We start from the raw sequence: 14,460 nt of genomic DNA, 5'->3' as shown, positions 1-14,460 counted from the left end.
CGTTGTCCTCGGGGTCTGCGTCAGCCGATGCGGATGAGGGCTCGCCGGTCGCCCAGCAGGAGCGTGTCGCCGCTGCGGACCGTGACCCCCTGACCGGGCGGAAGGGAGTGCTCCGCGCCATCGCGGATGAGCGCGCTGCCGTTCGTCGATGCACGGTCCACGGCGATGATGGCGCCGCCCGTGCGCAGCAGCGCGAGATGGGTCTTGGAGATCGACTTGGTCGGGTCCTCGATCGGGACGAGGGTGAGCCCGTTGTCGCCCGCCGCGGGCGAGGGATCGCGGCCGATCAGGATGCCGGCGCCGGGGAGGGCGATGCGCGCGCCGGTGTCGAACTCCAGCACGACGGCCGGGGACGACGCATCGGCCACGAGCGGCGCGGCGACGGGCGGCGTGCCCGGGCGTGCCGGCGTGGCAGGACGCGCCGCGGCGGGCAGCGGCGGCCCGGCGGGCGGCGCCGCGTCCGGCATGAGCCGCGGCGGTGTCCAGGGGATACCGGGGCCCGGCGCCGCTGCCGCCGCCGACGAGGCGACGGTGGGTGGGATCGGCGCACGGGTCCCTGGTGCGGGAGCTCCCGCCGCGGGGGCACCAGGATCCACGGCCGCTGCGCCCGGTGCGACGGCCGCGGCACCCGCTCCGCCCGGCGCGGTGCCGGCGGGTTGCGCCTCCCCGCGGGGCGCGCCGACGACACCCCCGCTGCTGCGGGTGACGGGGATGTAGGCGCCCGCGCCGGGGGCCACCGCGGAGGTCGCGAGGGACGGCAGCTCATTGCGCTCGTCGGCGAGATCCGTCGCCGCCGTCTTGCGGGCGATCCGCATGCGCTTCACGTCGTAGGGGTTGAGGCCCTTGCGCACGTCCACGAACCAGGTGGCGCCCGCCATGTCGGCCCAGCCCCGGCCGCGGCGCTCCGGGTCGAACAGCGGGGAGCAGGCGATCACGAGGACGGGCCCGACGACGGGGACGAGGAAGCAGGCCCCGAGCACCAGGTACCGCACGACCGCGCCCCGCCAGAATCCGGGCCGCTCCAGCGTCCGCACGTTGACCGAGCGGATGCCGGTCGCGGCTTTGCCCACAGTGGTGCCCTTGCGCCCGTGGAGGATCAGCTGCAGGACGACGAACGCGGTCGTCAGGGCCGATGACACGGCCGCGCACGCGATGACGAGGCCGAGGTTGCCGGCGTCCGTGAGCGCCGCGGCCGGATCGGCGGACGCGGCGGCGGCGAGGAGCACCGGAAGCGAGACGAGCAGCAGCGGAAGCTGGAGCACCACGAGGATGCCCAGCTCGATCGATGTCGCCAGCACGCGCCGCCCGAAGGGCGCCATGCGCAACCCGAGGGACGCGGCATACTCCGGCCTCGGCCGACCACGTCCATCGAGGCCCTCGACGGTGTGTGTCGAGTCGTCGATCTCCCAAATCACCGGATCCTCCTGGCGAACGCTCCGCATCGACCCTATCCGGCCGACAGCGCGGCTCCCGCCCGGAGCGGGGACATGGGGAAATGGACCCATGCCGCCGTGAACCGGGCGCCGACGGCGTCGCGAGCGACGGCGGTCTCAGTGGAAGAAGTGACGCTCCCCGGTGAAGAACATCGTGACGTTCGCGGCCTTCGCCGCGGCGATCACCTCGTCGTCGCGCACGGAGCCGCCCGGCTGGATGATCGCCGAGATGCCGGCGTCGAGCAGGATCTGGGGTCCGTCGGCGAACGGGAAGAACGCGTCGGATGCCGCAACCGAGCCGGCGGCGCGGTCGCCGGCCCGCTCGACCGCGAGCCGGCACGAGTCGACGCGGTTGACCTGGCCCATGCCGATGCCGACGGTCGCGGAGTTCTTCGCGAGCACGATGGCGTTCGACTTCACGGCGCGGCACGCCTTCCACGCGAAGATGAGGTTCGTCATGTCCTCGTCGGCCGGGCGCTCGCCTGAGACGAGCTGCCAGTCCTTCGCGACCGATTCGATGTCGTCGGGGAAGCGGTCGGCGTCCTGGAGCAGCAGGCCGCCCGACACCAGGCGCACGTCCATGCGCTCCTGCTGCCAGTCCTCGGGCAGCTGCAGCAGGCGCAGGTTCTTCTTCGCCTTGAAGACCTCCAGCGCCGCCGGCTCGAACGACGGGGCGACGATGACCTCGGTGAAGATGTCCTTGAGGTTCTCCGCCATCTTGAGGGTGACGGTGCCGTTGGCCGCGATCACTCCGCCGTATGCCGACACCGGGTCGCACTCGTGCGCGCGCAGGTGCGCGCTGGCGATCGGGTCGAGCGCGTTGGGCGCCGTGACCGCGATGCCGCACGGGTTCGCGTGCTTGATGATCGCGACGGCGGGCTTGACCATGTCGAACGCGGCGCGCAGCGCGGCGTCTGCGTCGACGTAGTTGTTGTACGACATCTCCTTGCCCTGCAGCTGCGTGGCCTGGGCGATCCCGTGGCCGCCGTTGCGGGTGTAGATCGCGGCACGCTGGTGCGCGTTCTCGCCGTACCGGAGGGTGGCCAGGCGCTCCGCCTTGATCGTCAGGTGGGCGGGCAGGTCGGCCTGGGTGAGTGTGCCCTCCGAGAACCAGGTCGCGACGGCGCGGTCGTACTCGGCCGTGTGCGCGAAGGCGCGGGCGGCGAGCTCGCGACGCTGCACCAGGTTCGTGCCACCGGCGCGCACCGCCTCGATGACGGCCGGGTATGAAGACGGCGACACGACGATCGCGACGTTGGCGTAGTTCTTCGCGGAGGCCCGCACCATGGCCGGGCCGCCGATGTCGATCTGCTCGACGACGTCGTCGCCCTGAGCGCCGGAGCGCACCGTCTCGACGAACGGGTACAGGTTGACCACGACGAGCTCGAACGGCGCGATGTCGAGCTCGTCCAGCTGGCGCTCGTGGTCTTCGAGCCGCAAGTCGGCGAGAAGGCCGGCGTGCACGCTCGGGTGCAGCGTCTTCACCCGGCCGTCGAGCGACTCCGGGAAGCCGGTGATGCTCGACACGTCGGTGACGGGGTGACCCGCCTCACGCAGCAGGGTCGCCGAGCCGCCCGTGGACACGATCTCGACGCCCGCCCCGGCGAGCGCCTCGCCGAGGGCCAGCAGATCGGTCTTGTCGCTCACCGAGACGAGGGCACGGCGCACCGGGACGACGTCGCGGGAGCGGTACAGGGCGGGGTCGTGGCTCGGTCCGGCCATGGCGGATCTCCTCGGTGGGATAGGGGTTCAGAGCTGGGCGTCGGCGGACACGGCCGCGAGATCGAGGTCGCCGGTCGCGACGCGGCGCACCACGTCGATGAGCAGGCGGCGCTCGACGGGCTTGATGCGGTCGTGGAGCGCATGCTCGTCGTCGCCGGGAAGCACGGGCACGCGCTCCTGGGCGAGGATCGGCCCCGAGTCGACGCCGTTGTCGACGATGATGACGCTGGCGCCGGTCTGCGCCACTCCGGCCGCGAGCGCGTCGCGGACGCCGTGCGCGCCGGGGAACTCGGGCAGGTACGCCGGGTGCGTGTTGACGATGCGCGGCGACCAGGCGTCGACCAGGTCGGCGGGAAGCAGCCGCATCAGGCCGCTCAGCACCACGAGGTCGGGCCGCCAGACGTCGAGCTGAGCGCCGAGCTCGGCCCCCCACTCCTCGCGGCTCGCGAATCGCGAGAACGGGACCATGAACGTCGGGATGCCGTACTCCTCGGCATGCGCGAAGCCTTCGGCCTCACGATCGGCGCCGACGGCGACGACGCGGGCGGGGAACTCGGGATCGGCCGCCGCGTCGAGCAGAGCACGCAGATTCGACCCTGTGCCCGAGATGAGGACGGCGACCGTGAGCACCCGCCTAGTTTAGTGGGAACCATCTCGCGCGCCGGGCGGGGTCACTCTGAGCGGTCCCGATCACCGCGTGGCGGCAGCGGTGGCAGGTCGATCGGCTCGGTCCGCGCGTCCGCCGCGGCGACACCGGGGATCGGCTGCGGTGCGGCCTCGCCGCCCGCATCGGTCGTCGGCCGGTCCGACGCCTCGTCGACGGCACGGCGACCGGTCCATGCGCCGGCGAGCGCCGACGGTGCCGGTTCCCCTGCGGCCGGCGACTCGACGGACGTGGCCTCGTCGGACGCCGCAGGCGCGGGCGCCGCGTCGGCCGCGCTGCGCTCTCCGCGCACGCTCCGTGGCGCGAGCAGCAGGATCGCGGCGCCGAGCAGCACCTCCAGCCCCACGGCCAGAGCGACCGGGCCGGGCTCCGGCCCGAACGTGCTGAGCCGGCCGGGGCCGAGCGAGCCGGAGGCGGCGAAGGCGAGGAGCGCGGCCGCACCGCCGGCGACCAGGGCGATTCCCCCCGTCACGACGACGCGCGCGCCGATCGGATCCTCCGGAGGGGGCTCGCGATCGACAGGGGCGGCCGGCACCCTGTCGGCCGGCAGCGAGCTCGAGAGCAGCCCGCTGAGAGCCGCCGTCCGCGACGGGTCGAGAGGGGAGGATGCCGTCGCTCCCGGCGAGGTCGAGGGCTGGCGGGACTTCTCCGTCCACGTCCCGCTCGGGTGCAGCAGCCGCGAACGTGCGATCCACCCGGCGAACGCGCCGATGGCGACCGGCAGCAGCCCGAGCAGCAGCAGCCACGACGTCGTCGAGTCCGGCACGGCGCCCAGTGCGGGAAGCCCCGGCACCACGCCCACCTGCGTGCCGGCGGGCGACACCGAGGTGCCCTCGCCGACCGCGAATCCCGGGCCCGCGACGAAGCTCAGCCCCCACACCGCGAGAGTCGGGACGTAGGCGAGCTGCGCCAGCGTGAGCACCGAGGCGCCGAGCGCATCGACGTCGCCGGCCTGGAAGAGCGCGACGATCTGGCCTGCGCGCGCGAACAGCGCCACGGCGGCGATCGCGGCGCCCACGCCGATGAGGCTCACGAGCACGACGGCGGAGCCGCGCGCGATCAGCGCGGGCACCGCGCCCCATCCATGGGGAAGGGTCTCGGCCCGGTCGCGCAGCCGTGCGATCGCCCCGGAGCCGGCTTCCGACCACTCCGTCACGACCGCCGCGACGAGCGCGGGAAGGGCGAAGACGAGCGTCGGGATCAGGATCGCCTGCCACGTCTCGGCGTGCGCGACATCGTTCGCGCCCGACAGGGCCGCGCCCGTCGCCAGGGCCGCGAAAACGACGGTGGACGTCGCCACGCCCGTGAGCCAGGCGTCCGCGTGCGAGGCGCGGGCGCCCGAGCGGGCGGCGAAGATCGCCGTGAACCCGGCGAACGCCAGCGGGGCGAGCGACAGGACGAAGTGTGCCGCGTCCCCGCTGATGCCGGTCGCCGCCAGGTACTCGGGCGGCAGGGCGATGTGCAGGGGCACGAGGTTGCCCAGCTGCCACACCGACACCGCGGACGGCCACAGCACTCCCCAGTCCGCTTCGCCGCCGAACCCGAAGACCCACAGCAGGGTGAGCGGCGCGAGGGTCGCGGCAAGGCCGACGGCGACCGCGATGGCGGCGTCGACGGCGGCAAGGAGGGCGACGATGAGGCGATGCATGCGCCATCGACCCTACTTCGAGGGGCGGCGCCGTCCCGGGCGCGTCCGCGCCGTGGTGCGGCATCCGTCCAGCGAATCCTCAGCTTCGCGCGCGAACGACTAACGTTTCAGGTCGGAGGTCCACAGACATGAGCACAGCCCCGTCCTCGGCATCGAACGCGCCGGAAGCACCCGAGAACCCCGAGTCTCCGCAGCCGAAGAACGGCTTCGACAGGTTCTTCGAGATCACGCGTCGCGGTTCGACCATCGGCACCGAGGTCCGCGGCGGTGTGGTGACCTTCGTGACGATGGCGTACATCGTCATCCTGAACCCGATCATCCTCTCCAGCGGAACTGATGTCGCGGGCGACACCCTCGGCTTCGCCCAGGTCGCCGCGACGACGGCCCTCACCGCCGGTGTCATGACGGTGCTGTTCGGCCTCGTCACCCGCCTGCCGTTCGCGTTCGCGGCGGGCCTCGGCATCAACTCGTTCCTCGCCGTGTCGGTCGTCGGCCAGGTCACCTGGCCCGAGGCGATGGGCCTCGTCGTCATCAACGGCCTGATCATCGTGCTGCTGGCCGCCACGGGCCTCCGGCGCATGATCTTCGACGCCGTGCCGATCCAGCTGAAGCTCGCGATCACCGTCGGCATCGGCCTCTTCATCGCCTTCATCGGCTTCGTCGACGCCGGCTTCGTCACCTCGACGGGGGCCTCCTCTCCCCCGGTCGGCCTCGGCGTCAACGGCTCGGTCGCCACCGTGCCGACCCTGATCTTCGTCTTCACGCTGCTGCTCACCGGCGTCCTGGTCGCCCGCAAGGTCAAGGGCGGCATCCTCATCGGCCTCGTCACCGGCACCGTCGTCGCCCTGGTCGTCGAGGCGATCTGGAACATCGGCCCGAAGTTCGACGGCGACGAGGTCAACCCGGGCGGCTGGGGCCTGTCGGTTCCCGAACTGCCGGCGTCGCTCGTGAGCGTGCCCGACCTGTCGCTCGTCGGCCAGGTCTCGTTCGGCTCGTTCGAGCGCATCGGCGTGCTCGCCGCGCTGATGCTGGTCTTCACGCTCGTGTTCACGAACTTCTTCGACGCGATGGGCACCATGACGGGTCTGTCGAAGGAGGCCGGCCTCGCCAATGAGAGGGGCGACTTCCCCCGCATCAAGTCGGCGCTGATCGTCGAGGGCGTCGGCGCGGTGGCGGGTGGCTTCACGTCGAGCTCGTCGAACACCGTGTTCATCGAGTCGGGCGCCGGCATCGGCGAAGGCGCCCGCACGGGCTTCGCGAACGTCGTGACCGGTGCGCTGTTCCTCGTCGCCATGTTCTTCACGCCGCTCGTCTCGATCGTCCCGACCGAGGTCGCGGCATCCGCGCTGGTCATCGTGGGCGCGCTGATGATGTCGCAGATCCGGTTCATCGACTTCTCGGACTTCTCCATCCTGCTGCCGGTGTTCCTCGCGGTCACGGTCATGCCGCTGACGTACTCGATCGCCAACGGCATCGGCGCGGGGTTCATCGCGTGGGTCGTGGTGCGCTCGCTGTCGGGCAAGGCGCGCGAGATCAGCCCGCTGCTGTGGATCGTCGCGGCCGGCTTCGTGCTCTACTTCGCGCGCGGACCGCTCGAGACCCTGCTCGGCTGAGACACCGAAGGGGACGGATGCCGCGACCAGCGGCATCCGTCCCCTTCGCCGTCCCCGCTGCCACGGCTCTCGGATGCGGGTCAGCGCAGTGGAGTCCAGCCGGGCGGCGTCGGGCCGTCGTACGCGGCCCGCTCGGCGTCGGCCTGCGCCGACCAGCCCTGCGCGGCATCCACGGCGTCGAATCCGCCTCGCGCCACACGGAAGCCCACATCGTCGTGGTGCATGCGCGGTGCGCCGCCGCGGCGGGTCGAGGCTCGCACGCTCCAGGCGTCGTCGGCGAAGCCGCCGCCGCGGAACACCCGGTAATCGGCATATCGGGCCGGATCGAGCAGATCCCAGCACCACTCCCACACGTTCCCGAGCGTGTCGAACAGGCCGTTGAGGTTGGGGAGCTTGCCGCCGACGTTCTGCGGGGCGGTCACGCCGTCGGCGCTCGTCCAGGCGATCTCGGCCAGAGGCCCGTACTGCGGGCCGGTGGAGCCGGCGCGGCACGCGTGCTCCCACTCGGCCTCGGTCGGCAGGCGGAAGCCGTCGGCATCGACGTGCCAGGTGACGTCCACACCGTCGAACGTGTACGCCGGATCCAGCCCTTCCCACTCCGACGCCGCGTTGCAGAACCGGATCGCCCGCAGCCAGCTGACGTCGGTCGCGGGGCGCCTTGGGTGCGACGCTGCCTCGCCCAGCAGCTCGGCGAGCTGCGCCTGCGTCACGGCATACACGCCGAGCTCGAACGGCTCCAGGTCGACGCTCCAGCGGGCCTTCCGGCGCGCGTCGTGCAGCGTCACCGTGCCGCCCGCGATGCGGGCGAGCTCGATGTCGGTCACCCGTCGCGGGGCTCCAGCACGAAGATCGCGATCTGGCGGTCGGTCTTCGTCTGGTAGTTGTCGTAGTCCGGCCACACGGCGGTCGCCCGCGCCCACCATTCGGTGCGCTCGTCGCCCGACAGCTCGCGTGCCGTGTAGTCACGGCGGACGTCGCCGTCCTGCAGCTCGACGTGGGGCTGGCGACGCATGTTCTCGGCCCACTTGGGCTCGTCGGGTGCTCCGCCCTTCGACGCGACGACGGCGTACCGGCCGTCGTGCTCGACGCGCATGAGTGCGGTCTTGCGCAGGGCCCCGCTCTTCGCGCCCACCGTGGTCAGCACGATGATCGGCACGCCGCGCAGGGTGTTGGCCTTCTCGCCGTTGGTCTGCTCGAACGTCTCGGCCTGCTTGCGGGCCCATTCGGACGTGGACGGCTTGTACTCTCCGGTCAGCGGCATGGCACCAGCGTACGTCGGCCCGGAGGCGGCGAGCACGCGCCGTCACACCTCGCGGCGGCGCGCGGCGAGCAGCCCGCCACCCAGCAGCATCAGTCCCAGTGCGAGCAGCAGCCAGGCGGGCAGACCCGCCGAGCCCGTCTCGGCGAGCGCGTCGCCACGATCGCCCGCTGCGCCTGCGGGGTGGCCGCTCGTGCCCTGACCCGGCTGGCCGGGCTGCCCGGGCTGGCCCGGCTGGCCCGGCTCGCCGGGTTCGCCGGGCTCACCCGGTTCCTCCGGCTCTTCCGGTTCGACCGCTCCCCCGTTGATGTACACGTTGCGCGCCGCGGCGTGGTCGTACAGCGGGTCTTCGCTCCACACCGCGTGGCTCACGGTCTCGGTGACCATGCCGGGGCCCGGTTCCGCGGTCGGCACGAGCGCCAGCAGCTCGAACGGGTGGGGTGCGGTCGTGGGCACGAGGCGCACGATGACCGTCTTCGGCCCGGTCTCTCCGATCTCGAAGATCAGCACGACGCGGTCGTGAAACGTGAGTCCGCCGTCGATGGAGATCTGCGCATACGGGGTGCCGCCGGCGTAGCTCGCCGAGAGCGTGATGTACACCCGCGCTGTGGGCGGCGTCGTCAACGCGATCGTGTAGGAGTCCGTCTCCTTCACGCCGGTCTCGAGGGTGGTCGCGCCACCCGATTCGACGATGACGACCTCGCCGGCGCCGCCTGGCTGGGCGGGCGGCACGATCACGAGCGGCACGGGCGGGGGCAGCGCGTCGCCCGGCAGCCCGCGCGGCGCGACGGGGATGATCGGGGCCGCCAGGATCGTCGGCGCGGCGACCCCGTGCAGCTCGATGTCGAGCCCGCCGCCGGTGACCGCGGCAGCGGCATCCGTCAAGATATCGGCGGCGAGCCCCGCCGTCAGCACCGTCACCAGCGAGATGTGCGCGCCGCCGTCCAGCGACAGGAGGCCGTTGGGGCGATAGGTCGCACCGTCGGCGAGGCGCACGGCGAGGACGCGGAACTGATCGGCGCCCGTCGTCGCCTCGACCCGCAGCTCGGCGGCGTGGCCGTTGACGAAGAAGCGGTCGTCGCCGGCGCCGCCGTACAGCACCGCCGGGAAGGAGATGCCGATGCTCGCGTGCCCGAGCTCGGTGTGGACCGTCGGGAACGCGTCGCCCGGCTGCACGTCGGGCTCGATGCGCGGCGTCGCGAAGAACTGGCCGACGACGAACGTGTCGGCGCCGTCGCCGCCGTACACCGTGGTGAGCGTGCTGTTGTCGTCGAAGACGAACAGGTCGTCGCCCTCGTCGCCGTTGACCGTCAGCCGTCCGTTGACGCCCTCGTCGTACGCGATGCGCTCGACCGTGCCGGCGGCGAGGTTCACGCTCGCCACGACGCCCGGACGGCGCGCGTCGGGGTGCTCGGCGATCGCGGCGAGCGCACGGAACACGAACAGGTCGTCCGCCGTCGAGCCGTCGATCCAGAGGGTGTCGATCCCGGAGCGCACGCCGCCGCCCCGCACGATCACCCGGTAGTCGTGGCCCACGGGGTCGTCGGCACCCCACGTCTGGATCTCGAACGTGTTGTCGCCCGCGTGGCCGAACAGCACGAGCGCGTCGCGCACCTCGGTGCCGGCGAAGTCGTCGCCCGGCGCCGCGAGGTGGCTGCCCGTCATCGACTGCAGCCGCCAGACGAAGAAGCGGTCGCCGGTGTCGGTGTCGCCGGGCTTGTTCGACGCGCTGCCGTAGACGATCGTGTGCCCGCCCAGGAGCGTGCCGTCGAAGAGGAAGTCGTCGTCGGCCATGCCGCCGAAGATCTGCGTCGCGTGCCCGGTGACTTCGCCGGCGAAGTAGAGGAGCGATCCGCCCTGCAGCGGCGACGTCTTGCCGAACGAGGCGCGGATGGTCACGGTGTCGCCCACGATCACAGTGTCGGCGGGTGCGATCACGTCCTGGCCGACGAGCAGCGTCACGTGACGGCCGGCCGCGATGCGCCCCTCGGCGAAGTCGACGAGCTCGTCGATCGTGCGTCCGTCGGGGTCGACGATGAGGAACAGGGACTCATCGGGGCCGCCGGCCGTGAACGGCACCGTGAGGCGCACATCGCCGGTCTCGGCCTCGGCGCGCAGCACGACGAGCGACCCGGTGGCCTCGGTGACGAAGACGCCGGTGCGGCCGTCGCTCGAGTGCGCGTAGAGCCGCGCGCCGTCGGCGGTGTCGATGACGAGGTCGGCCGAGCGGTCGGGGCTGTCGTCGCCGATCCTGCCGCCCACGGCGATGAGGTCGATCGCGCCGCCGGCGCCGTCGCCGTCGAGGTCTCCGGCGACCACGCGGGTGGCGCCGTCCTCGACGTCGGCGAGGATGCTGCCGCTGCGAGTGCGCAGCGACACGTCGCCGTCGATCGCGAGCGCGTACCGCACCCAGAGGTTCCGCGCCACCTGGTCCAGCAGGATGTCGCCGCCCGCGAATGCCGTGACGCTGCCGCGGCCCGACAGCGAGGACTGGATCTCGAGGAAGTCGGGGGCGATGTCGAAGAACCCGTCGAGGTCGTAGCCGCCGATGCGTCCCGAGTCGAGGCCAGCGATCAGCACGATGTCACGCCCGGCGACGCGCGGGGTGCCGTCGTCGATCGTGCCCTCGTCGAGGATCGACGCGGTGCTCTGCGCGGTCTGCAGCGTGACGTCGTCCGCCGTCGAGGTGATCGTGCCCACCCGCAGATCGGCGATCGTCTCGTAGTCGTAGATCTCGCCGTTCGTGAGAAGGGTGATCTCGCCGTCGAAGTCCTGCGTCGAGTACGACAGCTGCGGGAACCGCATGCTCGTCAGGGTCGCGTCCACGTTCGAGATGACATCGAACGAGATCACCGTGGCGGTGGACGGATGCCGCACCACGATGTCGTCGCCGGCGCTCAGGTCGGTGAACTCGTACGCGCTGTCGCGCAGCACGTTCACGGTGCCCCACGCGACCAGCACCGGGTCGTCGAACCCGCCCCACGGTCCCGGGTCGGGGTGGAAGTAGGTGTGGTACTGGCCGGTCGGCGGCACCGTCGTGTTCGACGGCGGGTGGGTGACGTTCACCTGCACCCAGTACGACGACATCGGCGGGACGTCGGAGCCGTACAGCGAGTCGTTCACGAGGATGTCGATGTCGTCACCGGCGTGGATCGGACCGATCGCGGGCTGGAAGGCCGTGTCGGCGTACGGCGAGCCCGCCGGCATCCGTGCGCTGTAGGTCAGGTCGAGCACCACGTCGTCGCGGGCGTCCGCGACGAGCTGCACGAGCCGCGTCGGATCGACATCGTCGACGAGGTAGTCGCTCTGCACCAGGACGACGGGGATGGGGAGGCGGATGTCGAACCCGAACAGGCTGAAGCTCGCGCCGATGGTGCCCTGGTCGGCATGCAGCTGCGCGACGTTGGTGCGGATGCGGCCGTCGCCCTCTGCCCAGATGTCGCCGTGGTCGTTGATCACGCGGGTCGTGCCGATCGGGTTGTCGATGTACCCGTCGAGGACGATGTCGGGAGTGCCCGGGCCCGTCCAGTTGGCGATGTCGACGAAGGTCGGGAGGAAGATCGGCCGGCCGATGTGGAATCGGAACGCCGACGAGACCTCGGCCTGCACGTTCACGGTGGCGCCGACGTCGTCGAGGTTCACCACGCTGATGCCGTTCACGCGCAGCAGGCGGCTGGAGTGGTTGTGCAGGCGCACGAAGTCGAAGGTGTTCTGCACCTGCAGCGTGCCCCGGTCGCCGGTGAGGGTGCCGACCTGCGAGCCGGCCGGGTTGTTGATGAAGTACGTCGCCGAGCCGCCGCCGTTGTTCTCGATCGGGTCGACCACGATCTCGCGGCCCTCGGGGATCACCTGCCCCAGCGTGTACAGGGTGCCGAGGTCGTCGCGCACCGTGACGGCGTACTTCTTGACGATCCGGCCGGTGGCGTCGACGACGAGCGTCGGGTCGGCGGCGTGCAGCACGACATCCGAGTTCCACTCGATCCAGCGATGCCGGTTGTCGTCGGCGCTGTCGTCGTCGCCGCCGAAGTCGATGAAGCCGCCGCCGGTCGAAGCACGCGGATCGACGACGACCTGCTGGTGGAGGGCCTCGACGCGGAGGGTCGCGGTGCGGATGCGGACGCCGGCCTCACCGGTCACCGACGACGTCGCGTTGTAGCGCACGATCGCGTCGGCGTCGCTGTCGCCGCCGAAGCAGCCGCACGTCGCACGCGCGTCGGCGACGAGTCGGAGATCGAAGTGCTGCGCGCGGATGGTGACCGTCTGGTAGCCGATGATCTTGGCGCCGTCGACCAGATGCACATGGGCGTTCGACGAGAGCGTGACCTCGGAGCGCGCGTCCGAGTCCTCGAACGCGCCGTCGCCGTTGGAGCGGTTGTGGTCGAGCAGGCTCGTGGAGATCATCTGCGCCTCGAGCGTGACGTTGTCCGCCTCGAGGTGCGCGCTGCCGCCGACGGTGAGCGTCGTGTCGTTGTTCGCGACGATGTGGCAGGGGTCGTCCTCGCAGTCGCCCGACGTCGAGCTGCCGGCGAACGATCCGCCGGACGCGCCGGCGCGGAGCTCGGACTGCATGGCGGTGGAGGACGACGCGGAGATGTCGTTCCAGGCGGTGATGCGGCCGTCCAGCCTCACGTGGGAGGTGGTGCCGAGGTCGGCGCGCGTCTGCGCCTCGGTGCCGTGGCCGAAGCCGCCCGCGTCGGAGTAGGCGTACGCGTTGCCGCTCGCCAGCGTGAGCGGATCGATCGTGACACTGCCGCCGGTGGTCGAGAGATCGGTGCCGGGCCGCACCGAGACGGTCGTCGTGGCCTTCGCGCTGACGATGGCGCGCGCGTGGGTGATGGAGATGAATCCAAGGCCGCCGGACGTGCCGTCGGCGACCGCGGCGGCCGTGTTCAGGGCGTGGACGCCGATGTCGCCGCCGGCCGCGATCCGGGCGCCGTCGCCGATCGTGAGGTCGAGCGTGGCGTTCACGTCGACGCGGGGCTCGGTCTCCCCGACCTGGATGAAGCCCAGACCGTCGCCGGCGACCTTCGCCTCGGAGTAGGTGCCCGCCGGAAGGGAGGGTGCCATCGTCGAGACCCGCAGGTGCTGGATGCCGGTGCCCGCGGCGGTGAGGTCGAGCACGAGCTTTCCGCCGCCGAGCGCCGGGCCGAGGTCGACCACCGCGGGGACGAATCGGCTGGTGCCGACGCTGCCGTTCGCGCCGAGCGGGATCGGGAAGCAGACGCCGAGGAGCTCGATGAGCTTCAGTGCGAACGAGCCGGGCGTGGCGTTGCAGACCTCGTACACCTGCCCGTTCTGGAGACCGGCGATGGGCTGCTGCCCCGGCTGGAACAGCTGGTGGATGATGCTGCGACCGCTCTCGGAGACGTCCGGCGCCAGGCCGAGCGCGGTCACCGGGATGAGTCCTCCGCCGCCGTCGTCGCACGTGCCGAGCGCCTCGCACTGGCTGGCGGCGAGCTGGATCCGGTTGCCGTCGATGCGGATCACCCAGTAGGTCGTGTTCTGCGCCAGGCCGCCCAGGGCGCCGCCGGTCGAGCGGTAGACGACCGCGTCACCGGTCTGCAGCCCGTGCTGGCGGACGGCGATGACGTTGTTGTCCTCGGTCTGGAACACCGGCGGGCTGCCCACCTGGACGGGACTGCCCTCTGCATCGACCACGATGTCCACGCGGGTGCTGTAGAACGACGCCCGCGCGTCGGGTGCGAGATACTGCACCATCTGTCCGTCGGAGTACGAGTGAGGCGCGACGATGAGGCCGTTCGCCTCGTCGACGTCGCCGCCGTCGAATTCCACCGGCGCCGAGGGCGTGTCGGCGTCGATGAGCTGGATGCGGAAATCGTCGAGCACCCGCACCCGGTAGGCGTGGCCGTTCGCGAGTCCGGCGACGCCGAACCCCGTCGCCGTGTAGAACACCCGCTGGCCCTCGACGAAGTTGTGCTGCCGCGTGAACGTGATGACGTCGTTGACCGGATCCACCTGCGCCGCCTCGAACGCGGCGCCCAGCTGGATCTGCGTCGGCGAGACCACGATGACGCCGTACTCCGCACCGTCGGTCATCCCGCCGACGCCGGAGCCGCCGCTGCGGTCATAGGTCACGGTGGCCGAGTCGTCGAGGGTGTGGG

Annotated in this window: 8 protein-coding genes (1 of these 8 running past the window's edge); 1 reads left to right on the top strand and 7 read right to left on the bottom strand. The window is 71.8% G+C overall.

All coding sequences use genetic code 11. The annotated features are described in order from the left end of the window. Window positions 1-20 precede the first annotated feature (20 nt). From ABG085_RS04820 to ABG085_RS04805, 4 genes are all read right to left on the bottom strand, one after another. On the bottom strand, window positions 21-1,415 hold the full coding sequence (locus ABG085_RS04820) for an RDD family protein (RefSeq protein ID WP_347978294.1): 1,395 nt from the start codon (window positions 1,413-1,415) through the stop codon (window positions 21-23). A 135-nt stretch (window positions 1,416-1,550) separates the two neighbouring features. Beyond that, on the bottom strand, window positions 1,551-3,155 hold the full coding sequence (purH, locus tag ABG085_RS04815) for a bifunctional phosphoribosylaminoimidazolecarboxamide formyltransferase/IMP cyclohydrolase (protein WP_347978293.1): 1,605 nt from the start codon (window positions 3,153-3,155) through the stop codon (window positions 1,551-1,553). 27 nt (window positions 3,156-3,182) lie between these two features. Beyond that, window positions 3,183-3,785, bottom strand: a complete 603-nt coding sequence (gene purN, locus ABG085_RS04810; protein WP_347978292.1) for a phosphoribosylglycinamide formyltransferase — start codon at window positions 3,783-3,785, stop codon at window positions 3,183-3,185. Window positions 3,786-3,826: 41 nt separating this feature from the next. After that, window positions 3,827-5,467 (bottom strand): DUF6350 family protein, encoded by a 1,641-nt coding sequence (locus ABG085_RS04805; protein WP_347978291.1) that lies wholly within the window; start codon window positions 5,465-5,467, stop codon window positions 3,827-3,829. Between the two features lie 128 nt (window positions 5,468-5,595). On the opposite strand from ABG085_RS04805, the gene ABG085_RS04800 reads away from it, so the two are divergent. Then, window positions 5,596-7,080 carry an NCS2 family permease gene (locus ABG085_RS04800; protein WP_347978290.1) on the top strand — a complete coding sequence of 495 codons (1,485 nt, stop codon included), beginning with the start codon at window positions 5,596-5,598 and terminating at the stop codon, window positions 7,078-7,080. An 80-nt stretch (window positions 7,081-7,160) separates the two neighbouring features. Here the strand turns inward: ABG085_RS04800 and ABG085_RS04795 are convergent, their stop codons facing one another. The 3 genes in view from ABG085_RS04795 to ABG085_RS04785 are tightly spaced (at most 42 nt apart) and all read right to left on the bottom strand, a layout consistent with a single transcriptional unit that may run on beyond the window. Further along, on the bottom strand, window positions 7,161-7,904 hold the full coding sequence (locus tag ABG085_RS04795) for an SUMF1/EgtB/PvdO family nonheme iron enzyme (protein ID WP_347978289.1): 744 nt from the start codon (window positions 7,902-7,904) through the stop codon (window positions 7,161-7,163). Next, window positions 7,901-8,341, bottom strand: a complete 441-nt coding sequence (locus tag ABG085_RS04790; protein ID WP_347978288.1) for a nitroreductase family deazaflavin-dependent oxidoreductase — start codon at window positions 8,339-8,341, stop codon at window positions 7,901-7,903. The genes ABG085_RS04795 and ABG085_RS04790 overlap by 4 nt, the downstream gene beginning before the upstream one ends. 42 nt (window positions 8,342-8,383) lie before the next feature. Continuing rightward, window positions 8,384-14,460, bottom strand: the final stretch of a protein-coding gene (locus ABG085_RS04785; RefSeq protein WP_347978287.1) for a hypothetical protein. The gene runs 26,599 nt beyond the window's last position; the window shows 6,077 of its 32,676 coding nt (coding positions 26,600-32,676); its start codon lies off the right edge, out of view — the gene reads right to left on this strand; the stop codon is at window positions 8,384-8,386.

This window comes from Microbacterium sp. ProA8, assembly GCF_039905635.1.
In the GTDB taxonomy this organism is placed as follows: Bacteria; Actinomycetota; Actinomycetes; order Actinomycetales; family Microbacteriaceae; genus Microbacterium; species Microbacterium chionoecetis.
This window is presented reverse-complemented; position numbering and strand designations above follow the sequence as displayed.

Bases quoted from the DNA above. Each gene is read 5' to 3' on its own strand.
- ABG085_RS04790 (WP_347978288.1), bottom strand. From the start codon at position 8,341: ATGCCGCTGACCGGAGAGTACAAGCCGTCCACGTCCGAATGGGCCCGC.
- ABG085_RS04805 (WP_347978291.1), bottom strand. From the start codon at position 5,467: ATGCATCGCCTCATCGTCGCCCTCCTTGCCGCCGTCGACGCCGCCATC.
- purH (WP_347978293.1), bottom strand. From the start codon at position 3,155: ATGGCCGGACCGAGCCACGACCCCGCCCTGTACCGCTCCCGCGACGTC.
- ABG085_RS04800 (WP_347978290.1), top strand. From the start codon at position 5,596: ATGAGCACAGCCCCGTCCTCGGCATCGAACGCGCCGGAAGCACCCGAG.